At 34.3% G+C, this 23,417-nt stretch carries 15 protein-coding genes; 10 read left to right on the top strand and 5 right to left on the bottom strand.

Features of this window, described 5'->3' with window-relative positions:
- Positions 1-916 precede the first annotated feature (916 nt).
- From OLM51_RS13335 to OLM51_RS13325, 3 genes are all read right to left on the bottom strand, one after another.
- Positions 917-1,768, bottom strand: a complete 852-nt coding sequence (locus tag OLM51_RS13335) for a polysaccharide lyase (protein ID WP_264551095.1) — start codon at positions 1,766-1,768, stop codon at positions 917-919.
- Positions 1,769-1,854: 86 nt separating this feature from the next.
- Positions 1,855-3,831, bottom strand: a complete 1,977-nt coding sequence (gene hepC, locus OLM51_RS13330) for a heparin-sulfate lyase HepC (RefSeq protein ID WP_264551094.1) — start codon at positions 3,829-3,831, stop codon at positions 1,855-1,857.
- A 134-nt stretch (positions 3,832-3,965) separates the two neighbouring features.
- Positions 3,966-5,171: a glycoside hydrolase family 88 protein gene (locus OLM51_RS13325; protein ID WP_264551093.1), complete on the bottom strand. Its 1,206-nt coding sequence runs from the start codon at positions 5,169-5,171 to the stop codon at positions 3,966-3,968.
- Positions 5,172-5,609: 438 nt separating this feature from the next.
- Between OLM51_RS13325 and OLM51_RS13320 the strand changes: the two genes are divergently transcribed.
- Together OLM51_RS13320 and OLM51_RS13315 are read left to right on the top strand one after the other, a co-directional pair.
- Positions 5,610-7,031, top strand: coding sequence for an amino acid permease (locus tag OLM51_RS13320; RefSeq protein WP_264551092.1), 1,422 nt, complete (start codon positions 5,610-5,612; stop codon positions 7,029-7,031).
- Between the two features lie 86 nt (positions 7,032-7,117).
- The gene (locus tag OLM51_RS13315; protein ID WP_264551091.1) at positions 7,118-7,816 is read left to right on the top strand and encodes a DUF1826 domain-containing protein; all 699 of its coding nucleotides are present in this window, start codon (positions 7,118-7,120) and stop codon (positions 7,814-7,816) included.
- A gap of 99 nt (positions 7,817-7,915) precedes the next feature.
- On the opposite strand, the gene OLM51_RS13310 is transcribed toward OLM51_RS13315, so the two are convergent.
- The gene (locus OLM51_RS13310; RefSeq protein WP_264551090.1) at positions 7,916-8,161 is read right to left on the bottom strand and encodes a type II toxin-antitoxin system ParD family antitoxin; all 246 of its coding nucleotides are present in this window, start codon (positions 8,159-8,161) and stop codon (positions 7,916-7,918) included.
- A 348-nt stretch (positions 8,162-8,509) separates the two neighbouring features.
- On the opposite strand from OLM51_RS13310, the gene OLM51_RS13305 reads away from it, so the two are divergent.
- The 3 genes from OLM51_RS13305 (at position 8,510) to OLM51_RS13295 (ending at position 10,625) form a co-directional block, all read left to right on the top strand.
- Positions 8,510-8,962 (top strand): GNAT family N-acetyltransferase, encoded by a 453-nt coding sequence (locus OLM51_RS13305; protein ID WP_264551089.1) that lies wholly within the window; start codon positions 8,510-8,512, stop codon positions 8,960-8,962.
- Positions 8,963-9,251: 289 nt separating this feature from the next.
- Positions 9,252-9,755 carry a hypothetical protein gene (locus tag OLM51_RS13300; RefSeq protein ID WP_264551088.1) on the top strand — a complete coding sequence of 168 codons (504 nt, stop codon included), beginning with the start codon at positions 9,252-9,254 and terminating at the stop codon, positions 9,753-9,755.
- 219 nt (positions 9,756-9,974) lie between these two features.
- Positions 9,975-10,625 (top strand): hypothetical protein, encoded by a 651-nt coding sequence (locus OLM51_RS13295; protein ID WP_264551087.1) that lies wholly within the window; start codon positions 9,975-9,977, stop codon positions 10,623-10,625.
- 135 nt (positions 10,626-10,760) lie between these two features.
- Here OLM51_RS13295 and OLM51_RS13290 read toward each other — a convergent pair whose 3' ends face one another.
- On the bottom strand, positions 10,761-11,171 hold the full coding sequence (locus OLM51_RS13290; protein WP_264551086.1) for a helix-turn-helix domain-containing protein: 411 nt from the start codon (positions 11,169-11,171) through the stop codon (positions 10,761-10,763).
- Positions 11,172-12,286: 1,115 nt separating this feature from the next.
- Between OLM51_RS13290 and OLM51_RS13285 the strand changes: the two genes are divergently transcribed.
- The 5 genes from OLM51_RS13285 (at position 12,287) to OLM51_RS13265 (ending at position 23,221) form a co-directional block, all read left to right on the top strand.
- Complete coding sequence (locus tag OLM51_RS13285; protein ID WP_264551085.1) at positions 12,287-17,476, top strand: gliding motility-associated C-terminal domain-containing protein; 5,190 nt, start codon at positions 12,287-12,289, stop codon at positions 17,474-17,476.
- A 62-nt stretch (positions 17,477-17,538) separates the two neighbouring features.
- Complete coding sequence (locus tag OLM51_RS13280; protein WP_264551084.1) at positions 17,539-18,468, top strand: type IX secretion system membrane protein PorP/SprF; 930 nt, start codon at positions 17,539-17,541, stop codon at positions 18,466-18,468.
- Positions 18,469-18,479: 11 nt separating this feature from the next.
- Positions 18,480-20,420, top strand: coding sequence for an OmpA family protein (locus OLM51_RS13275; protein ID WP_264551083.1), 1,941 nt, complete (start codon positions 18,480-18,482; stop codon positions 20,418-20,420).
- Between the two features lie 343 nt (positions 20,421-20,763).
- Positions 20,764-21,186, top strand: coding sequence for a lipocalin family protein (locus tag OLM51_RS13270; protein ID WP_264551082.1), 423 nt, complete (start codon positions 20,764-20,766; stop codon positions 21,184-21,186).
- A gap of 655 nt (positions 21,187-21,841) precedes the next feature.
- Complete coding sequence (locus OLM51_RS13265) at positions 21,842-23,221, top strand: tetratricopeptide repeat protein (RefSeq protein WP_264551081.1); 1,380 nt, start codon at positions 21,842-21,844, stop codon at positions 23,219-23,221.
- The last annotated feature ends 196 nt before the right edge of the window (positions 23,222-23,417 follow it).

Below are 23,417 nucleotides of genomic sequence, written 5' to 3'. Positions count from 1 at the left end.
CGCAAATCGATCTTAATTTTTGCATGGATTTCAAAAGATGTTTATCCAATAATTTTTGCAAAGCTAATATGGATTAAGGCGAAAATTATAACAATTTATTAACTTGAAAATAGGACTGGGGAATTTTGCGTCTGGTACATAAAAATAGATTTTTTAGAAGTCGGTTCATTTGTCTTGGATTAGTCATGTTTTTTTTGGTTTTAATTAAAACAAATATATAAATCGGGTATACAGGACAGTTTTGAATACGTCCAAAATGCTATTGATTTTGATTAATACAACGTTTTCGTACCCCGTAAACAAAGGAAAAATCAGCGTTTTAAGGTGTTTTATTGCAAAATGATTTTATAATATAGTCCCGTAATTACTAATCAATTTTGAAATGCTTTGTGTTGGATAATCGTTAAGTGAAACAGAGCAAAATGTTAATGGAGATATTCACTTTTTGATGTGATTTTTATCAATTGATTTATCGGCTTGTTTATTTAATTCAGATAAAACTTATGTATTTAAAACCAGGGAAGTAGCATTGCGAAGAAATATGCGTTTAATGGCACGCGTATGAGGCTGAAGTCATTGCGAGGAACGAAGCAATCTCACGAATAAAAGATCGTAAAATTGGATTTAATGACACGTGGATGACGCGGGTTTAAACGGGTTTATTCTTGTGTTTATAGATCTTTGTCAAAGTTTGGAACCAAGGGTGTAAGGAACTTAGTTTCACTCAAAATAACCACAATCATTGTCAGAGATGACAAGCTGTTAATTCCTATCTTTAAACATAGCCCTTGGTTTCAACCACGGGAACACAACATAAGACGTGATAATATTGTATCCCCGTGGTTGAAACCACGAGCTATATTTGACAAGTTTACAAGTAAAAACCTTTTAAAAGATCTAAGAAGTAAAGCTAAAGCTATTTTAAAGGAAGTTTGATGATTCTGATATCATCATGATAAGCAATGCGAGTTAGAACATTATCGCTGGTAATTACATTGCCATTGGCATCTTCTCCGGCTTCCCGGTAAACGCCCCATTTTAAATAACCTACATTTCCAACTGCCGGATTGCCTGTGAATGTGGTAAAATTTGTGCGTTCCAGTAAAAGCTTATAGTCGGATTGGTCGGGAAGTTTGGCGAATATTTTCATATATCCGGTATTATCAACTGCCCATTTTACCTCAACACGAAACTTGATCCATTGATTGATATAAGGACGATAATCCGTAATTAAATTGTCCTGATATTGGTAGTTTCTGGCCACGATAGCATTACGTTTAGTAAGGATTCTGAGAGGCAATAACTGATTGTCGGACATTTTTAGCTGAAAAATATTATCACCGTAAGCAGGATCTGTGCCATTCCACGATTGCCAGTCTTTTAACAATATGCTGACTTCATATCGGTGTTCGTCTCCTGGAGCATAACGATATTTTGCCAAAGAAACAGCATCAGATTCACTGCGGTAAGCACCATCAGAAAAATAACTAGTATCGCCAAGTGTAACTTTATGCGCAACAGCATATTTTCCAGTACTTCCGGGTGAAGTCATAAAAACGGCATCAGCAGCAGTGGCGTGAGTACCTGTTATACCTGTAATTCCTGACGTAAATTCGCCTGTTTCGTAATTCACATTTAAAATCGTATCGTTTACAGCTTGTGCGGGTTCTTCGGGTTTAGAATCGTCATTGTCATCTTTACTACAGGATGCTGTAATTATGAATGCCACACTCGCAATAATAAGTTTGAAGGGAATATTCTTTTTCATAATGCTTTATGATTTTATATGTAACCAAGTTTTCTTATTTCTAATCGGAATTAGAAATAAGAAACCATATTGGCATTATGTATTTGTTATTGCAAAGTTGTTTTGATTTCGCTTTTTTTGCCATCAATTGTAATCGTTAAATTGATGTTTCCTTTTTCAAAGTCATTGCCTGCATTGGGCTGAAGGCTAATTTGGGGAGTTTTGTTTCCGTTGTACGGATATACAATGCTTATAAATTGCTGTATAGCCGTATCATTTTTTGATTTCTCAAAAACAAAAGCCGGTCTTGCTATTTCTTTTGCATAAACGTAAGATACTTTTCCTTCTTCTTCTTTTAAAACGATTTTATCTGTATTTAAAGATTGAATTAAAAGGTTATTTCCATCCTCGTAAGTAGTGTAAACGCTGTTATTAGTTGTGTTATAAACTGGTTTGCTGTCTTCTTTTAATTGAAAATGAACACCTAAATTTCCGGTTGCTTTTCCAATTACTTTATCTATAATTAGAAAATATTTTTCGTTTATAAATAAAATACTGCGCTGATGTTCTAAATCAGTATAACTTGGGTTTGTATAAGTTAAAATATCAAGATTTTTACTGGTCTTCCATTTGTTTTGTTTGGCTTTGGTAATGATCATGTTTTCATTATTCAAGGTCAAAGTATTGTGAACTCTGGTTTGACGGAACCAGTTTCTCATTTTGGTCACTTCGGCATCACCGCTGTATAAATAACATCCGGTATCGGGCATAAAGTTGCGTCCGTTTACCCAAAGTTCAAAAGTTCCGTTATCCGGCTGTGCATGAAATTCGGCAGGAGGTCCGGCTTTTACAATCATCACAGTTGATTTATCGTTCCAACCGTTTCTAAAAGTATAAAAACCACCATTTGGTAACGCATTTGATAAATTAGGTAATTTTCCGTCTACGCCATCTGTTGCAAAATATTTGATAAGTCCGTTATCCGGAAATAGTTTCGACCAGCCTGCAAACTGCTTTATTCGGGCATTTTTTTCAATTGGCCACGAATCGCCAAACATTGGATTGTTATAATCAGGAAATGATATATTGGCTGTAGCCACAATCATTTTTTCAATCGTTTGTATGTACGTATCCGGAAATTCTTTTTCTACTCCGGCCATTTTTGCCGAATTGTAAGCTTTAAGAAAGATTTCGATACAAGCTACATGGTAAGTAGGAGAGAGTTCCCACTGTACGCCATCTTCAAATACCTGCAGTTTTATTTCTCTGTTTAAGATTTCGATGCCACTTTTACGCCATTCCTCAGCTTGTTTTAGTTCTGGAAACGAAGCTCCTGCGCCCAAAACACGCTGTGCCTCAAACAATAAATGGTTTCCTTCTTTGCTGTAATGTTTAGGAATATAATCAGTTTGTTTGCTTAAACTGTTTAAAAATTCCATTAAAAAAGCAGGAGTGAAATTGGGCGAAACTACAAATAAATTGAAGATTCCCGGAAAGCTTTGTATGCGTTCTGATACTTCTAGCGGACGCCATGCGATTTGATCGTTTTCGGCAGAACGTCCCAAATAATTTTTCTTTTCCCAATCGCGGAATTGAAAAATCCATTCTCTGGCATATTTTTCGTCACCGCTGCTTCGGTAAGCCATTCCCATAGACGGCCACCAGGTTACGCGGTGTAACTGCCAGCGCACTTCATTGTCTTTTACCGGCCAGTAATCCCAATTGATTTCTTTTCCGTAATCGAAAAAGCCATAGCCTTTTTGAGGTTTAAATAAGTGCAGTAAAGCATTATCGGCTTTTTCCTGATTGGCTTTTCCGATATCTTTTCCTCTAAATCTCGCTTCGTCACCTACATTAAAATCAGGATTTTTAATTTTTTTGCGATTGCGATAATAGGTTAGTAAGGCCTCTGCGGCTTCATTGTATTTTGTCGCATTATAAAGCTGATTTACTTTTTCCAAACCTGGATAAGTCAGGTTTATAGCATCAAAACTTTCTTTGTTTATAGCGGTTTCCTGCGCATTGCTAAAGCAAAATGTCATGAACAGAAGAAACAAAGCCATTATTGTTTTTAAATTTATCATCTTATTTTAATTCTAATAATTGTACTTTTTTACAATAAACAAGAAGCTATTTAATTGATGTTTTGAATATCAAAAATAGCCTCTTAAAATCTTTATTATGGTATTATTTTTATCAAATGGATTGAAAGAGGTATTTAAATTTCAATTTTTTTGATTGAAGCGTATCTTTTTAAAGCTTCCAGATAATAATAATCAGCATAATCAAGTGGTGTATCGATTTCTGAATTATATAAAAAAGCACCAACGCTGTGTTTTAAAAGAAAATAACTATTCTCGCCCGGTTTGGCCAAGTAAGCATCAGATGATAATGATTTTAAAATATCTTCGGCATAATCGGCATATTTTTTTCCATCTTTAACCTGAGTGCTTAAATCTAATAAAGCTGAGGCAATAACCGCAGCAGCCGACGCATCTCTTGGCGCCAATACTTCGGTATCCATAGCATTGTGAACATCAAAATCCCAAACAGGAACTTTATCTTTTGGCATTCTTGGGTGGTTCATGATAAAAGCGGCGATATTTTCTGCCTGTTGTAAAAACTTTGCATTTTTGGTATTGGCATAACACATTGTATAGCCATACAATCCCCATGCCTGTCCGCGAGCCCAGGCTGAATCATCTGTAACGCCCTGATGTGTTCCTTTACGAATGACTTTTCCTGTTTTGGCATCATAATCGACCAAATGGTACGAACTATAATCTTTTCTGAAATGATTTTTTATAGTGGTTAAGGCATGTGTGCTGGCTGCATTTGTATATTCGGGTTTGTTAAATTGGTTAGCACTCCAATATAAATATTCTAAATTCATCATATTATCGATGATTACGGGATAGTGTAACCAAGCAAAATCCCAAGAACGGATTGTTCCAACGGTTGGATTAAAACGTGCATAAAGATTGGCTGCGCCATCTGCCAAAGCCGGAAGATATATTTTGTCGCCCGTAATTCTGTAGGCATTTCCGTAAGAACAATAAAGCATAAAACCTACATCGTGCGTGTTTTTTATGTTTCGGATAGAATCCAGCGCAAGCGTAAAATTTTTAGCTTCATTGGCTAAAGTTTTATCTCCTGTAAGTTCGTAGCCGTACCAAAGACTTCCGGGGAAAAAACCCGTTGTCCAATCTGTTAAACCTGCCAGTCTAACTGTTCCGTCAGGATTTACAGAACGCGGATTTTTTCCGGGTTTGTAGGTTTGAGCAGCTTTGTTTAATTGAAAGTGAATTACCTCTGTTGTCTTTTTAAACCAAAGTAAAGACGGATCATCATTTTGAACAGGCTTTGCAAAAGTGCTAAAAGTAATGGTGGAGAGGACTAGAAACAGGTTGAAGGTTTTTTTCATAGTTTAATCGTTTATGTCTGTATTCTGTTTGATGGAATATTTTATAAAGCGAAGTTAAACGGGAGCCCGAAAAAGGTCTTTCAAATTCTATCATAAATGTTTTGAATTTGTGTAAAGATGATTTTTAAAGGCTTGTAACTACCGTTTGCATATTTTGAGATTGATTATTTAGGAATTTGATTTAATTTATATTTTAAAGACAGCGAAATATTTTTGTACTATTCACATCATAATATAATGCTGCAAAAGAGGCTCTAAAATTAGCATGATTACGAACCTTAGTTTTAAGCTAATATCGTAAGGCTCTCAGAAATCCATCAAAAAAGGATAATCTAATCGAAGTTTTAGCATAATGTATGTTTTGTACGATTCCTTTTTTAACTTATCTTCGCTGTTTATACATTTCTGAATACATTTAAATCCTTTAAAATCTAATTTGTGAAAAATAATCATGAAGCTGTAGAAGAGAATCAGCTTAAACGTGGACTGACTAACCGACACATTCAGTTAATTGCCTTAGGCGGATCAATAGGAACTGGTCTTTTTCTTGGAATTGGTCCAGCGGCCGTATTAGCAGGGCCATCTGTTATTTTAGGATACGCTATTGCCGGAATCATCGCTTTTTTTATAATGAGACAACTTGGGGAAATGGTTGTCGAAGAACCAGTATCAGGAAGTTTTAGCCACTTTGCCTATAAATACTGTGGTTCTTTTGCGGGTTTTGCATCTGGTTGGAATTATTGGATTTTATATATTTTAGTGAGCATGGCTGAGCTTACAGCCATTGGTGTTTATGTACAGTTTTGGTGGCCTGAAGTCCCACTGTGGGCATCCAGTTTGTTTTTCTTCCTGGTTATTAATGCTTTGAATTTTGCCTCTGTAAAAGTTTACGGAGAAACTGAATTTTGGTTTTCAATTATAAAAGTTGTTGCCATTATTGCCATGATCCTTTTTGGTACTTACTTGCTGGTAAGTGGAACAGGAGGAGAACACGCAACCATTCATAATTTATATAATGATGGAGGTTTCTTTCCAAAAGGTTTCTTCGAAAAAGCCACAAATGGCAGTTTTCAGGGTTTATTAGCCGCAATGGCGCTGATTATGTTCTCCTTTGGAGGTCTGGAACTAATCGGAATTACTGCTGCTGAAGCCGAAAATCCGGAAAAAAACATTCCAAAAGCAACCAATCAGGTTATTTATAGAATTCTTATATTTTATGTTGGAGCATTGGTCATTTTGTTTGCTTTGTCGCCTTGGCAGCAAATTACTACAGATAGTAGTCCGTTTGTGATGGTTTTTCAAAACTTAAACGGAATGGAATTTGAGCTCTTTGGTAGTAAAATATATTTTACAAGCCTTATAGCCAATGTGCTTAATTTAATTGTATTAACTGCCGCTTTATCGGTATACAATAGTAGTGTATACAGCAACTCACGTATGTTGTATGGTTTAGCAGATCAGGGTAGTGCACCTAAATTTTTAAAGAAGCTAAACAAACAATCAGTGCCCATTAATGCTATTTTAATTTCTTCTTGTTTCGCAGCGATCTGTATTTTAATTAATAAAGTAATTCCAAAAGAGGCTTTTAGTATTTTAATGTCTTTAGTAGTGTCTTGTTTGGTTATTAACTGGGTTATGATTTCGTATACGCATCTAAGATTCAGGCGTGCCAAAGACAAGGAAAATACCAAAACTAAGTTTGCATCCTTATTTTATCCGGTAAGTAATTATATCTGTTTTGTGTTTTTATTGGGTATTTTAGCCATCATGTGGATGACCGATATGAAGTTATCTGTAGAATTAATTCCTATTTGGCTAGGTATTCTTTTTGTTTTCTACAAAGTTTTTAAAACAAAATAATAAAGCAGCTTTTACTGCATTATTCAATATTATTTAAACACATAGAAACAACTATGTTTCTATGTGTTTAAAAATAATAACATACCATGAGCAATATATTTTCTGATAACAGCCAAATAGGAGTAGTAACTGCTTTCTCTGATCTTGTAAATACCTGTTTCAAGGGAGAAATGAATGCGCTTTGCTGGTACAGAAATTTAGATGGCGATTTTAAAGAGATTGTTACCAAATTATCTTTAAAAGAAAATATAACCGAAGTTTTTCCCGAAGATTTAATCGTGCTCCAACTCTCAGAAAAGGGAAATATAGCAAGGGAAATAATCTTAAATGATCTCCAAGTATTAGCCGATTTTGGCGCTTCGCCTTCTCTTAATTTACTGAAATGTTATGAGCGCGATGATGAATTTGATTTTATCTCGACCGACGTGTATTCGTTTCATGTTGATCGTTCGCCCATTGCAACAGATACTTTTTTATGTACCTATCACGGAGCAGCAAGTGATATTGTTTCTAATACGCAGGCAGAGCAAAAAATCCTGATTCCGGAAATACGAGCAAAGCTAAAAGAACTCCATGACGGACCAGAGGATGAATTCGAAGACTTCTTGAAGGAAAATTATTTTGATTTGCATTATCAGCTGCATCCCGATGCAGAACCAATTAATTTAGGATTAGGACATCTTTGGCGTCTGGCTGTAGATCATCCAAAGCAACAAGTACTGCCTTGTATTCATAGAGCACCAATAGAAAATGAAGGAGAATATCGGTTGTTGTTGATTTGTTGAGGAGTGAACTCTCTAATCACTCGAGTATATGCAACGATAGCACAGAAATTCTCTCCGTGTGCGTTTCTGTATTAATAAAAACTGATGTAAAATATACAGCTATAGATTAGGTAAATCTTTTTTAAATTCGGCTAACATTTCTTCTCTGGTTTGTTTTTTTGCAAAACCGCTATTTTCTCCCTTATCTATTTTAGCTCTCACAAACTCATAGTATTCTTCTTGTGAACGAGCTTGCTTAATCAAATAGTTAATAGATTCACTTTTACTACTAAACTCTTCTGTATTAACCTGATTTTTCAGCCATTCGTCATTTGGGACAGTTAATGATATACTGTGTCGTGTCATAATAATTCAAGTTTTAGATTGATGTAAGTTTACACCAAAGTTTCTAGATGGAAAACATATTTAGATGAAATAGTTTTTTTAGTTGCTGGATAAGTTGTTTATAAATATCAAAAATTTGTGAATAGGTGACAGTCACTACTTTCTATGATTAAAATTGTATCCCAACTTACCGAAGAGTTCTTATGAAAAACTGTGTGAATGTCTCCTGACTTCACACTCATAAATCTTGATTAGATCAGGAAAAATATTTCTGAATTTATAACTAATCGTAATCCCTGTCTGTTTTTTTGTTTATTTTGGAAACGATAATCACTTTTTTTATTTTAATGTAAATACAAGTTAAGAGTAATGAGAGATACAGGAAATATGAAATTGTTTTTAAGACAAGCAGAAGTTGCTGATGCAGAATTTATTAATAAACTATCCAATCAATTAGGTTATGCGGGAACAATTGAAGAAACACATAACAGCCTTTGCGAAATTTTAAATAATGTCGATAATTGTGTTTATGTAATTCTTGACGATGAAAATATTATTGGCTGGATTCATGGTTTTTATTCCCTTAGAGTTGAGTCAGGTTCTTTTGTAGAAATTGGAGGACTAATAGTAGATGAAAATTACCGCAGAAATGGGATAGGAGAAATTTTAGTTAAAAAAGTAATGGAATGGGCCTATTCCAAAAAAAGCAATAAAATTCGAGTAAGATGTAATACTCTTCGCAATGAAACTCATTTGTTTTACAATAGAATTGGTTTTGTAGAAACGAAAGAGCAAAAAGTATTTGATATAAAATTGAACTGATATAATATCCGCTCACTAAAGAGTTTTTTTTTGAAAAGCTAGGCAACGATAGCGCGGAAATTCTTTCCGTGCCCGTTCTTAATATTAATAAAAACTTGATTTTCTTTTTTTTAATCTGTTAAGATATACTTTGCGGGCACGGATTACAAATCCGCGAGATCAGGTAAATAAAATTCAAGAGAAATTGAGTATTTTTTTACTGCGCAAAAACACTGCGTACAAAAGAAGATATCTTTGACTAGTAAATAATTAGACAAGTTAAACGAAATTTTATTAAAGTGAAAAGCATATGAAAAAAAATGTTATAAATATACCAGCTAACAGTAATGAAATTAATCTGTATTGTTTTATCGGAGAAGCTCTATTGAAAACCCAAATGGTTGAGCAAGCGTTGAGTCATTCAATTACTCTTAAAATGAATCCCACAGAAACAAAGGAACGAACAGATGAATTTTTAAAACAAAACCAGAGTTATACTTTAGGCCACGCTATTAAAATTGCAATTAAAGAGGAACTATATGATTTGTCATTGAAAGATGAATTAAATGTTTTTTTACAGCAAAGGAATTGGTTAGTTCACAAAGTTATCTGTGGAAATGAAGAAGATTTAAATGCCAGAAACATAGGAGAGGAATTGTTTCATAAAATTAAGGCGATTTCAGACAAAGCAGAAAGTATTCAACGTGTAATAGAATATGATTTGATTGACTTTTGTTCTTCTAAAGGAAAAGATATGACAGGAATTATTGCATTATTGAAATTACAAGAACAAGGAAGAAGAATTCGAAAGTAACATTTAAAAACTTAGCTACTTTCGTCGGTGTACTCCATGTAATCATTTATATCATTTCTAGAGATGATTATCATAAACGAATTTCTGAACTCAAAACGACGTTCACGAGCGAGACGCTCGCACCAGCTTAGGAAATCATATTCTTGTATTTTTATTAGAATTTTGTATACTTATGATTTGCTAACATTTTTAATTTTATCTTACTAAAAATAACTTGATATGGAAAAAAGTAAATTTGAAAATAATTTTGTAGAAAATTTGAATAAAAATTTCCCAAGGTTTTCTAAATATTTTGAATTTAGATTAGAAGTGTTTTGTGAATTCAACACACTAATATACGAGATAAATAAATGTCTGATTCTTGAGTTAGATAGGGCAGCAATTACTCTGACGAATCATATGTTAGAAAGACTTTTAAAGCTTGCTTTAATTTATAACGAAGTTGGAATAGGTCCAATAGAAATTGATAAATGGTCAGAAACTTTTGAAGAACCTAATTCAAATTATGGATCTATAGATTTGGGGAATTCAATTGAAAGGTGCAAAAAAAATGGATTAATTACTGATAAAGAAAAAAAACATTTGTTTGACACAATCCGTGTATTATTAAGAAACGGATTTTCACATGCTGATTCGAGTAATATCCTAGCAGATTTGCCAGATGAAACAATAATGTATCAAGGAAGTTTGACTAATCCTCATGCAGAACTAAAAGAAGTTTCTATAAATCAAAAAACTATGCCAACTTTCCAAGCAATACAAATGGGAGAGTTTGCTAAAAATAGTTCATACCCTTATTTTGATTTCGTATTTAACTTGATATTTAAAATTGAAAAAAGGTTAAAGGATAAGTTCCAAGCTACTGAATAATATGGGAGTGTTTTAGCATTCTATTCTCCTAATTTATTTATCAGGTTACATACGTATATCATTACCTTAATTAATTGCTTCTTTTTAAAGTTTATAAATATATTTTTTCAAATATGAAAAATGGTTGCTCCTGAATTACTTCCCAATCAATTTCTCAAGCCTCACCATCATTTCGTCTTTCTCCTTCAACATACGCTCGTACAATGCAATTTTTTCATCATATAATTGAACAATTTTGTCAATTGTATTAAATGTACAGTTTGGGTTAACTGCATTTAATGTTGATGTATCATTACTTGTAAAAGTATTAGAAATAATATTTATCGCTTGCTCTTCATCAAAATTCTGAAAAGCTTCAACAGGAATTTTTAATACAGCTGAGATTTGTTTCAGCAAGTTGTCTTCAATTACATCTTTTTGCTCCAGCATAGAAATTTTCTTTTGGTTCCAGTCTTCGCCCAGATCATAAGCCAATGCTTCCTGCTTAATGTTAAGCATTTCTCTAAAACGTTTTACGTTTCTTCCCTGATGTATTTTCTGTTCCATAATGAATATTGGTTTTCTAATGGCTCAAAGATAAAGCCATTTGGTCTAAAAGTCATGAGTTTCAAAGATAAAAAAATATTTCAAAGAAGAATTATTTTGTAGGAATAGTATAGGTGTTTTTAGAGTGATATATTTGTGCTCTGAAATGGTTTTTCCTCTTTCTTCGCTGAAAAAGGAAGAATACGATAATCCTTTATTGTATTTCAAAAAGCATTTAATGAAAAACGCTGGAAGAATTTGAATTATTTCTATGCCAAACTCCAGAACTTTCATTGTCTCCCCATGCCGGAGATTCTGGCTCTGACTTCACGACGCCTTATATTTATTTAATCAAAATGCTCGATGCAGTAGAACTCATAAGAGAAAGGGGAGTTGAGAAAGTAAATTCTTGTTTCGGGTACTAAATCTCATCATACCTTGTTTTTTGGAGTCTTTTAAGCGTAAAAAGTTTGTTTTGAAGCTTGGTGGGTATCTATGTGGTAGGTGTTTTTTAGGACAAGAGCTACAGTTTAGAATAAATTTGCCGAAAATTTTTAGGGTAGTGCGCTTATTTTCCTGAATAAATTTCGCACTATTAAAATGCTTACTAACCTACAAAGAAGCTATTGAAAATAGCACTTGTGTTTTTCTTGTTGAATAAACCTGCCAGCCTTAAAACCAAGTTATATTTTCTACTAAAGAATTACTAAGTTATTAATATGATCTCAGACTCATGATATTTATTTTGGGTATTAAATCATTATTGTCTAAAAAATAGCAAAAAAGTATTCATACCCTGTTTTGTGTATGACCTTTTGAGAGCTATTTCTATACAAGTTCAGGTCTTATCTGTATAGCTAATAACAGTATTCGCTTATTATGAATGTAATTTTTAAATAACTTAATAATAGTATGAATTATTTTATTTTTTTAAGGCTTTTTGTGCCTTGGACAAAATTGTTTTATAAATTTTTTAAGCCAATTAGTATTCAGAACAGACTACAAATTCTGAATAACCATGGAGTAGCTTGTAATCCTAACATTTATAGCACTCCACAATCAATTTTGATGAACTGATCAGTTAATTAATATTGAACTCAATTTTAATCTTTTTAAAAATTTTTTAACTGCGAAATATGAAGAAAATTACTCTAAGTAAAAAAAACTGTTTAGCAAATTTTTTTGACCACATATTGGTTTTAGTTCTCTTTCTGTTGGTGAATTTTGCATCTCAGGCACAAGGGACTTTGCCAGCATTTACTCTCGATGTAACAACAACCGCAGAGAGTTGCAGGAATAATGGGGCATTATCATTTGGCACTACTGGAACTGATCCTGCTGCCACTGTAACATATGCAATTTACAAAGCGCCTAATTTTACAACTGCAATAGTTACAACAACAAGCAATTCTGTAACAGGACTTAGCGGAGGGGTTTATCGCATTAATGCAATTCAAAGTAAAGCCGGAAGTATAAGCAATTCTCAGGTTTGGAATGGTAATATAAATGCCAATGTAAATCCGTTAACTTTTACGATAACTAAAACAGATGAAACCTGCCCAAATTCAGGGGCGATCGATATAACCATTAATACGGGAACTCCATCGGCTACCAACGCTTATAGAATTACTGGCCCTATGGCTATTGGTCCACAATCGGGCAGCTCTTTCACGGGGCTTACAGGTGGCTCTTATGTGGTGTCAGTTACAGATAATTGTGGTGAAATTGTTACTAAAACAGTAACGCTGACTACGTTTACACCCAATGTTATATTTGAATCAAACAGCAGTTATAATACCGAAAGAACTGCTTGTGGTTATGGTGATTTTAGACAATTTTTAAAAGCGGGAGCAGATAGTAATGTGATGGTTTACCCGCTTACTTTTGATTATATTGTTCATCCGCCAGGTGGAGGAGCAGATATAACCACTACCAGGACAATTACAGGTCCGAATCGTTTTGGCAGCACTACAGACGATATCACTACCTCAATTCCTTTTTATACTACACCTTATGTATTGGATCTGAAGGTTACAGATGCTTGCGGAAATGTATTTACTGATACAAAAAATATTAATGCTCCGGCAGAAGTATTTGCAGATGTTTTACCGGCAAATTGTTCAGGATCGTATTTGTCCTTAAGTGCTAAATTTATGGTAAGTCCTTTGTCATATGAGGTTATATCTGCACCGCCGGGATATTCAATTGGCGGCGCATCGGGTTCTAATCTTATTGGCGGGCCCGGAAATCCAATTCCTGAAGGGGTTTATCAAGTTCGTATAACAGATGCTTGTGGTATTGTTATTAACGAAAATGTTACAGTTTCTACTCCAACTCCTATATTGTGGGTCTTTCAGGGAATAGGTTGCGGAGCCGGGAATGGTACTTTTTCTGTATCCCAAAATACTTCAACTTATACTTTTGCAAGCGCGAGAGTTACTTCGGGTCCTTCTGGTTTTTCAAATACTTATCCGGTTGATGTAACATCCAAAATTTATCCGGATGGTTATAATGTTGTTTTTGATGATGTTGCAGGTGGTCAATATACGGTTGAAACAACGGATAATTGTGGACATGTTATTACAACTAATGTAAATGTTATTGGGTATGATCAGGGAACTGTAGTAGCCTCTAAAGTTCAAAAGTGTAGTAGTTTTGATGTCAATCTGAGTGTAACAGGTGATAATCTTGTTCCGTCTATTCAGAATGTTTATTATTGGCTGCAAATAAAAGATCCTTTAAGTAATAATTGGGGGCATCCTACAGCAGGAGGTTATTCTAATGATGCTCCAAACTCTGCAAATGCCCAATCACTAATTAATGGTCAGCAACAAGGGTCATGGTCTGTGTCGGGAACTTACCGAATAATAAAAACTTTTGGTACTCTTAGTTTGTATCCGGGTGTAGCTGTTTATGGTTATGGAAAAAAATGCTATGATGTTCTTTCTACTTTTGATTACAATGGAACGGAGTTAAAAACGAAAGATTTGTATTCGTTTAAATGTGCTGATGGAGTGCATTTTAATGCTTCGATAGCGGGTTATAATGGAGTTGAACCTTATACATACGGTATCACTACTAAAGACGGAAGTCCTTTTGTTGTAAATAATGGCAATAATAGTTTATTTACTGGTTTAACTAATGGGATCTATAATTTTACGGTTACAGATGCCTGTGGCAATGTTGTTAATTCACTACTTGATGTAGAAAAACTTGGTTTACCAAAACTTACAGCTGTAAATATATGCAACGGCTCTACAACAGGAAAGCTTTTTGTAGACGGAGTACCTTATCTTAATTTTAGCTGGACAAAAGACAATGATCCTACTGTATTGAGTACAAGTTCTTCATTGGCTTTTCCAACCTTTAATACAGCAACAGATGCGGGTGTATATCATGTAAGACTTACTTCGTCTACGCCGGGTTCTTGTGTAAATGTTGTATTAGACTATAAAATAACGCCAAATTTAGATAATCCAAATTCTGGCGCAAATAGTTCCACTCCGGTTTGCAGGTCGGTTGCCAGCCTGGATTTAAATACATTGCTTCCTGCTACAGCCGATTCTTATGGTGTTTGGGAAGAAACAACCAGTCCGTCCAGTGGGAATCTGAATGGTAGTATTTGGTCGCCATCACTATCTGCAACAGGATCATTTACGTTTACATATACTGTAAATGGTTTATGTTCGGGAACCTCTGTATCAACTTATACTGTTGTTAATACAGCGGCGCCGGCAGCTCCAACAGCCAAAGTTACGCAACCTGACTGTACTGTAAATACGGGTATTATTACGATTACAGCACCTGTAGCAGGTTCGGACATTACTTTTACTCTTACAGGAATAAATCCTGTAGTTGCAGCTGTTACTAATACGACTGGAATATTTTCAGGATTGTCATCTGGTAGTTATGAAGTTACTGCTTCTGCCGGAGCGTGCAGATCAAGTGCAAGTAATTTTACAGTAAATATGCAACCAGTGACACCTGCAATAGCATTGTTTAGTGCCGTGACTCAACCCAACTGTTCTACAGATACGGGCAGCTTTACCATTACAAATTATAATGCAGCAATGACGTATACTTTTACACCAGATACAGGATTAAGTATATCGGCTGCAGGAGTTGTCACAGCACCGGCAGGAACATATACTGCAACAGTTAGAGATGCCATCTCAGGGTGTACATCAGCAGCTTCTGCAAGTGTAGTGATTAATGTTCAGCCCGTAACTCCGGTTACACCAACATTAGGCAATACAACACAGCCTACCTGTACTATTGCGACAGGAAGTTTTACCATTACCAATTATGATGCGGCTTATACTTATACCGTTACACCAACTACAGGAGTAAGTATATCTGCTGCAGGAGTTGTAACAGCGCCAGCAGGGACTTATACCGTAAAAGCAGCATTAGGAACTTGTACTTCAGGGCCTTCTGCAGGTATAACAATTAATGTACAGCCTGCTACACCTTTACAACCATTATTGGGGACTGTAACTCAGCCAACAACCTGCGCATCTCCAAACGGTAGTTTTGCCATTACCAATTATGATGCGGCTTATACTTATACAATTACACCAACTACAGGAGTAAATATATCAGCAACAGGAGTTGTAACAGCTCCGGCAGGCACCTATACCGTTACAGCAGCATTAGGAGCATGTTCTTCAGTACCTTCTTTAAGTGCTGTAATCAATGGAGCTCCATCTGCACCTGCACCAGCATTATTTAGTGTTGTAACACAACCTACATGTTCTACAGATACGGGCAGCTTTACCATTACAAATTATGATGCAACAATGACGTATACTTTTACACCAAATACAGGAGTAAGTATATCGGCTACAGGAGTTGTCACAGCACCGGCAGGAACATATACTGCAACAGTTAGAGATGCCAACTCGGGTTGTATATCAGCAGCTTCTGCAAGTGTAGTGATTAATGTTCAGCCAGTAACTCCGGTTACACCAACATTAGGCAATACAACACAGCCTACCTGTACTATTGCGACAGGAAGTTTTGCCATCACCAATTATGATGTGGCTTATACTTATACAGTTACACCAACTACTGGAGTAAGTATATCTGCTGCAGGAGTTGTAACAGCGCCAGCAGGTAGCTATACCGTAACAGCAACTTTCGGAGCATGTTCTTCAGTACCTTCTTTAAGTGTTGTAATCAATGGAGCTCCGTCTGCACCAGCGCCAGCATTATTTAGTGCCGTAACGCAACCCACCTGTTCTACAGACACGGGTAGCTTTACCATTACAAATTATGATGCAGCAATGACGTATACTTTTACGCCAAATACAGGGGTAAGTATATCGGCTACAGGAGTTGTTACAGCACCGGCAGGAACATATACTGCAATAGTTAGAGATGCCATCTCGGGGTGTATTTCATCAGTTTCAAATAGTGTGATCATACAACCTGCAATTTGCGCTAAAAATGACGATTATAGTTTAACGCCAATTAATGGAAAAGATGGAGGTAAAACTAGTAGTGTTTTAGTAAATGACACCCTCAACGGATTACCTGTACAAATAGAAGAAGTAAATTTAACTGGAATAACTCTTCCTTCAGGATTGACTTTAAACACAGACGGTACAATTACAGTAGCTCCTGACACAGCGGCTGGGAATTACGTCGTTACTTACAGAATTTGTGAGAAGCTAAATCCATCAAATTGTGATACAACGACCGTCAACGTGGTTGTGGAAGAGACTGTAATTCGTGCAACTGCAGATGATTACACTTCAATGCCCTTTAATGAAAAAGAAGGGGGAACAACACCAAATGTGCTGTCAAACGATACTTTAAATGGAGAAATAGTTACCCCATCAGAAGTAAATCTAACGGGAGTGAATATTCCAACAGGATTTACCTTAAACACAGATGGTACAATTACGGTTGCTCCTAATACTTCGGCAGGTAATTATAGTATTACTTACAGTATTTGTGAAAAATTAAATCCTGCAAATTGTGATACAACGACAGTTACGATAGTTATAGAACCATCGTGTATTATAGAAGTCTTTAATGCTGTTTCACCAAACGGAGACGGAAAAAATGATGTATTTAGAATAGATGGTTTAGAATGTTTTCCTGATAACACTGTAGAAATTTATAATCGTTGGGGAGTTTTAGTATTCGGTATTGATCATTACAACAATTCCGAAAGAGCCTTTAAGGGAATATCTGACGGACGTGTAACAATGAATCAGAGTGAAGGATTACCTGTGGGAACTTACTATTATATCTTAAAATACAAAGACAATGCTTCACAATCGCACTCAAAAGCAGGATACTTGTATTTAAGCAGATAAAAATAAATTGATTTCTGAGATTAGACAGGGTTTAAAATCAGTGATTTATATAAAGAAAATAGATGAAAAAAATAATATTAAGATTTGTTTTGCTGTTGGCAACAATCACAAGTTATGCACAACAAGATGCTCAGTTTACACAGTATATGTATAATACCATAAACATCAATCCTGCCTATGCCGGATCTCGTGAAACAATGAGCATTTTTGCTTTGCATCGTACACAATGGGTAGGATTAGATGGAGCACCGGTAACCAATACAGCATCAGTTAATACTCCAATTAATGGGAGTAATTTAGGTATAGGAGTTTCAGTTATTAATGATAGAATTGGTCCGTCGGTTGAGAACAATATTGCTGTAGACCTTTCCTATACAATTCATACATCAGACCGATATAAATTGTCTTTTGGATTAAAAGGAACAGCTAATTTATTGGATGTAGATTTTAGTAAATTGAATCAATACGATAAAGATGACTATACTTTTGAGACCAATATTGATAATAAATTTTCTCCAAATATAGGAGCAGGGGTGTATTTACATTCAGATAATACATATGTGGGGTTATCAATACCCCAATTTCTGGAGACCAAACATTTTGATCGCTATGCCGGTAAAGGATCTAGTAGTCATGTGGCTAAGGAAAGCATGCAATTGTACTTAATTGCAGGTCACGTTTTTGATTTAAGCTATAATGTAAAATTCAAACCAGCTTTGCTGGCAAAATATGTACAGGGAGCGCCTTTACAAGTAGATGTATCGGGAAATTTTTTAATCAATGAAAAATTTACTGCAGGTATTGCCTATAGATGGAGTGCTGCTTTTAGTGCAATGGCAGGATTTCAGGTAAGTGATTCCTGGTTTATTGGCTATGGCTACGACTTAGAAGCTACCCGATTAGAAAATTATAATTCAGGATCGCATGAACTTTTTTTACGATTTGAATTATTCAATAAATATGACAAAATAATTTCTCCAAGATTCTTCTAAACATGACTATTATGAAAATGAAAACGCTCTTTTATAGTACTATTTTTAGTATTCTGGCCTTACAAAGTTATGGGCAAAAAGCGGGAATAGATGCAGCTAACAAAAAGTATGAAAGATATGCCTATATTGATGCAATTGCTACCTATGAGCGCATAGCAAATAAAGGATACAAAAACGAAAGCATGTTTCAAAAGCTTGGTAATGCGTATTATTTTATTGCTGATTTACCCCAGGCTGAAAAATGGTACAGTGAACTTTTTGCAATGAACCAAAATCAGGAACCTGAATATTATTATCGTTATGCACAAGCACTCAAGTCTATAGGGAATTATCCTAAAGCAGAAAAGATGTTAGAGGAGTTTAATAAGAAATCAGATAATGATTTAAGAGCTAAACTATATGATAAGAATAAAAACTATCTGGAAAAAATCAAAGCAAATTCCGGACGTTTTGATGTAAGCGATGCCAATATCAATTCAATATACTCGGATTATGGGAGCTCTTTTTGGGATAACAAATTAGTTTTTGCTTCAGCGAGAGATACTGGCGGAGTTTCAAAGAAAGTTTTTAAATGGACCAATCAATCTTTTACTGATTTGTATGTTTCTGAAATTAAAGCTGGTGGAGAAATGGGAAAACCGGAACGTTTTAATAAAAAAATAAATTCAAAGTTTCATGAGTCCACACCTGTATTTACCAAAGACGGTCAGACGATGTATTTTACCCGAAACAATTATTTGGAACATAAAAAAGGAAAAGATACGAAACAGGTCATTTTATTAAAACTATACAAAGCAATATTAAAAGATAATAAGTGGGGAAATGTAACTGAATTGCCTTTTAATAGTAATAACTATAGTGTGGCACATCCGGCATTGAGCCCTGATGAAAAAACATTATATTTTGCTTCGGATATGCCGGGAACATTGGGCCAGTCAGATTTGTTTAGCGTTGCTATCAATAATGATGGGAGTTATGGTGCTCCTGTAAATTTAGGAAAAGAAATTAATACCGAAGGAAGAGAAACCTTTCCCTTTATATCTGCTGATAACGAGCTGTATTTTGCAAGTGACGGACATCCGGGACTTGGTGGCCTGGATGTTTTTGTAGCAAAGATAAAAAGCGCTACTAGTTTTGACGAAGTACAAAATGTGGGAGCTCCGGTAAACAGTGCTCAGGATGATTTTGCCTTTTTAATGGATACAAAAAGCGGGAATGGATTTTTTACTTCTAATAGAACTGGAGGTAAAGGCTATGATGATATTTATCGTTTTTTAGAAAGACGTAAACTTACTTGCGAACAATTATTATCGGGAGTTATTACAGATCAGGAAACGGGTGAAGCTTTAGGGGAGACTACTGTAAGTTTGTTTAATGATCAGCTTGAGTTAGTAGCTACCATAAGAACCAATTCTGGTGGAAAATATGAGTTTGATGTAACGTGCGGAAAAACATATTCAGTGCGTGCAGAAAAAGATAAATATGAAACTAAGGAAGAAAAAATTGTAATCAGTACTATTGCAGGTAAAACAGAATTACCATTGCATTTAGAGAAACGAATTAAACTTATAGAAGTTGGTACAGATTTAGCAAAAACGCTTAATATACCGGTTATTTATTTTGATTTAGATAAGTCGTTTATTCGCAAAGAAGCAGCCTTTGAGTTAGAGAAAGTACTTGCGGTAATGCAAGAATATCCAAAGATGAAAATCGATGTTCGCTCGCACACTGATAGTAGACAAACTGCAAAATACAATATTGCATTATCAGACAGAAGAGCTAAATCTTCTATTGCATGGCTGATAAAAAATGGAATTTCTCCCGACAGACTTACCGGAAAAGGGTATGGAGAATCGCAATTGGTAAACCGTTGTTCTGATGGTGTAAAATGTAGCGAGAAAGAACATCAGGCTAACAGACGTAGTGAGTTTATAATTATTTCAATTGACTAGTAAGATAATGTCAAAAGAGTAAAAATCACTATTTGAACTTGAATTTTTCAATAAACATTGATAATAATGGGGAGAAGGGATATGGCTATTTGAATAACTTTTTGAATACTACAGCTAATTCCCTTCTTCTTATATCATCTCTCATAAAGCTTCAGGAGAAATTAATGGATGGCACAATTAATGTGGCTAAATTAGCAACATAAAGTATTAAAAGATGAAATCTTATTTTGTGAAAAATTTTATCATTATCGCGATTTAAATGTAACTTCATCTAAGAAAATATATCCTTACCGGAATCTTTGATAATGTAAATAATCATTAACAATAAATTAAATAAACGAATATGAAACGCAATGGGAAATTTTTGATAGCTGCGTCAGTAATAGTTCTATTGGCTGCGTGTAATAAAACTGAAAACAAACCAATTCAGGAAAACAGTGATGAAGCAAAAGAAATGGTTAAATCAAATCCAATTTTAAAAGAACAACTTACCGGAGAGTGGGTACAGCCGAATCCGATTGATAGTAAAGAAGTTCAGGGATTTAATTTATTAGAAAACGGAACTGCCAAATCCATAAATATGAGAACACTCCTATACGAAAGATGGTGGACAAACAATGACGAATTATTCCTTGTAGCAAAAAGTATCGGAAACCGTCAGGAAATTGTAGATACAATGCAATATAAAATAATCAAATTAGATAAGAGTAATTTGCTTATAAAATATGAGTATAGCCAAATGGTAGAAAAATACAGCAAGAAGTAAATGTAAATCATTGAAATATAGAAAAAAGTAGAGAAGCAGCCTTATGGCTGTTTTTTTTTAGAAAAATGATTTATAAAATAACTTCAAATACAAGGAGCTATTGATCTTTGTAATAAAAGGAAGGTTAAATTAATCAATTGAGTAACAGCAATCTTTTGTAGTACAAGATCTACATATCAATCGTATAAAGTATTACAAATTTATAAGGTTATTATGGTTATTAATGCTATTTTTGCACGCTGAAAAAGCATTATTTTTTTTAAGGTTTTAAAGCCCGACTAAACCGAAAAATAGTTTGCTGCAAAAATCTTTGCCTAGAATAGTTACCGTTTTTCTTGCCTGTTTTTTACGGTAAAGAAGTGCCTTTTGGTATTCATAACTGATATGAAAATGCTTGTAAAAACATAACAACTCTTTAATTGTTTATCTATAAGATTTATCAGGAGAATAAAGTGAAGATTAAAATCATCAATAAAGTAGACTGTGTTCGACTATTTACTTAAGGAGAATGAAACAGGTACTAGTACCTAAATAATAATAGAATAAAGGAATAAACAGAATGTCCAAGAGTAAGTTTTTACTAATCAAATATTTATATTTTACTATTTTTTATATTGTTTTTGGGTTATGCGATAGTCATGGTCAGAGAAAAAAAATGACCGTAAAGGAAATTGACAGTACTTTAAATTCGGTAAATAAGCATTTAAATAATTCAGCAAGTGCTAAATATAAAATTTCAAAAGAGATATATTATACTGCATTAGAACAAAATTATAAATTAGGTTGTTGCTTTGCTTTATTAAACATGGGAAATTGCAAGGGAGAACTTCGTAATTATGATCAGGCATTAAAGCATCTGGAAGAATCCAGACATATAGCAGAAAAAATAAGGAATGATTCTCTCCTGCTTTATTCAGATTTTGCAATAGCCGTCCAACATGGCAGAATGAAATTTCATCAGTTAGCTGTACGCCAATTAGATAATTGTTTAAAGAGAGCTGATTGTCTAGGAGGAGAGTCTAAATTGTTTTTTTTGGGAAGATTGTATAGTTATAAGGCTTTTTTTTCAAGTGGACTTAAGAATAAACCTACTGAAGAAGAGTTTATTAAGCTGCATAGAAAAGCAGCCGGTTTTTTCAGTAAAATAAAGCGTGTTCCTAACTGTGGACTGATAAATATAGGAGATACATATTTGTCATCCGGTAAACTTGATTCTGCCGAATACTATTTTAAAAAGGCATTGCTTGATTATGAAAGAAAAAAAATCAGTACTACCGAGATGTTGTTATCTAATTTGGCAGAAGTTTATTACAGGAACCGGGATTATACAAAAGCGATTAGTTATCTGGATAGCTCAACTACAAAAGCAAAGCGCAATAAAGAATATTATATACTGACCTATAATTACAATTTATATAAAAAAATAGCAGAGCAAAAAGACTTAAAACAAGCTCAGTTAGACTATCAAAAGCTGGAATTGATTTATAAGGATAGTGCCCAGATCGTTGAGCAAAAAAGTATAATTGAGGGAGCTAATTATTTGGTTTCCAAAGCACAGGTTGAAAAGGAAGCTGTGATCAATAAAAGTATAATTTTGCAAGTAATTGCTGGTTTGTTAATAACAGGTTTGTTATTGCATGCCTATTGGCAGTTTTCGTATAAAAAAAGACTGAAACTTGACTCTAAACAAAAGAAAAAAGAAATTCAGCAAAAAACAACTCAGATTGCCTCTCTAAAACAAAAAGTTACTACATCTTATGATGAAGTAATAGAAATGGCAAAAAAGAATGACCCATTGTTCGTCGTTGTATTTAAAGAATTGTACCCCGATTTTTATTTAAAATTGATCAGTATACAACCCGATTTAACTATAACGGAACAAAAAATTTGTTTTTATCTAAAGCTTAAATTTTCAACCAAAGAAATTGCAGATTATACTTTCGTAACCGTTAAAGCGATACAGAATAGAAAAAACCGTTTACGGAAACGATTGTTCATGAAGGAAGGGGATGATATTTACAAATTTTTCGATTAATTAAGATACTAATGGTTTAGCACATTTATCAGTAAGCTATAAACAAACGATAAAAGATCAGACTGTAAAAAGTAAGTAAAAAGATTTTTATGGAGATAAAAAAGAGACAACTATTTGATAGTTGTCTCTTTTGGTTTTAATACTATGAAGAAAAAAGGGAGTAGTTTAATTGCGTGAATTTTTACGGTTTTTCCGC

It is taken from the genome of Flavobacterium sp. N2038, from assembly GCF_025947185.1.
Taxonomy (GTDB): Bacteria; Bacteroidota; Bacteroidia; order Flavobacteriales; family Flavobacteriaceae; genus Flavobacterium.
Note: the sequence above shows the minus strand (reverse complement) of the source record. Positions and strands in the feature narration are given on the sequence as shown.

What these genes read in the sequence shown, in the direction of transcription:
- OLM51_RS13335 (WP_264551095.1), bottom strand. Translation starts at nt 1,768, where the DNA reads ATGAAAAAGAATATTCCCTTCAAACTTATTATTGCGAGTGTGGCATTC.
- hepC (WP_264551094.1), bottom strand. Translation starts at nt 3,831, where the DNA reads ATGATAAATTTAAAAACAATAATGGCTTTGTTTCTTCTGTTCATGACA.
- OLM51_RS13325 (WP_264551093.1), bottom strand. Translation starts at nt 5,171, where the DNA reads ATGAAAAAAACCTTCAACCTGTTTCTAGTCCTCTCCACCATTACTTTT.
- OLM51_RS13315 (WP_264551091.1), top strand. Translation starts at nt 7,118, where the DNA reads ATGAGCAATATATTTTCTGATAACAGCCAAATAGGAGTAGTAACTGCT.
- OLM51_RS13310 (WP_264551090.1), bottom strand. Translation starts at nt 8,161, where the DNA reads ATGACACGACACAGTATATCATTAACTGTCCCAAATGACGAATGGCTG.
- OLM51_RS13305 (WP_264551089.1), top strand. Translation starts at nt 8,510, where the DNA reads ATGAGAGATACAGGAAATATGAAATTGTTTTTAAGACAAGCAGAAGTT.
- OLM51_RS13300 (WP_264551088.1), top strand. Translation starts at nt 9,252, where the DNA reads ATGAAAAAAAATGTTATAAATATACCAGCTAACAGTAATGAAATTAAT.
- OLM51_RS13295 (WP_264551087.1), top strand. Translation starts at nt 9,975, where the DNA reads ATGGAAAAAAGTAAATTTGAAAATAATTTTGTAGAAAATTTGAATAAA.
- OLM51_RS13290 (WP_264551086.1), bottom strand. Translation starts at nt 11,171, where the DNA reads ATGGAACAGAAAATACATCAGGGAAGAAACGTAAAACGTTTTAGAGAA.
- OLM51_RS13285 (WP_264551085.1), top strand. Translation starts at nt 12,287, where the DNA reads ATGAAGAAAATTACTCTAAGTAAAAAAAACTGTTTAGCAAATTTTTTT.
- OLM51_RS13280 (WP_264551084.1), top strand. Translation starts at nt 17,539, where the DNA reads ATGAAAAAAATAATATTAAGATTTGTTTTGCTGTTGGCAACAATCACA.
- OLM51_RS13275 (WP_264551083.1), top strand. Translation starts at nt 18,480, where the DNA reads ATGAAAATGAAAACGCTCTTTTATAGTACTATTTTTAGTATTCTGGCC.
- OLM51_RS13270 (WP_264551082.1), top strand. Translation starts at nt 20,764, where the DNA reads ATGAAACGCAATGGGAAATTTTTGATAGCTGCGTCAGTAATAGTTCTA.
- OLM51_RS13265 (WP_264551081.1), top strand. Translation starts at nt 21,842, where the DNA reads ATGACCGTAAAGGAAATTGACAGTACTTTAAATTCGGTAAATAAGCAT.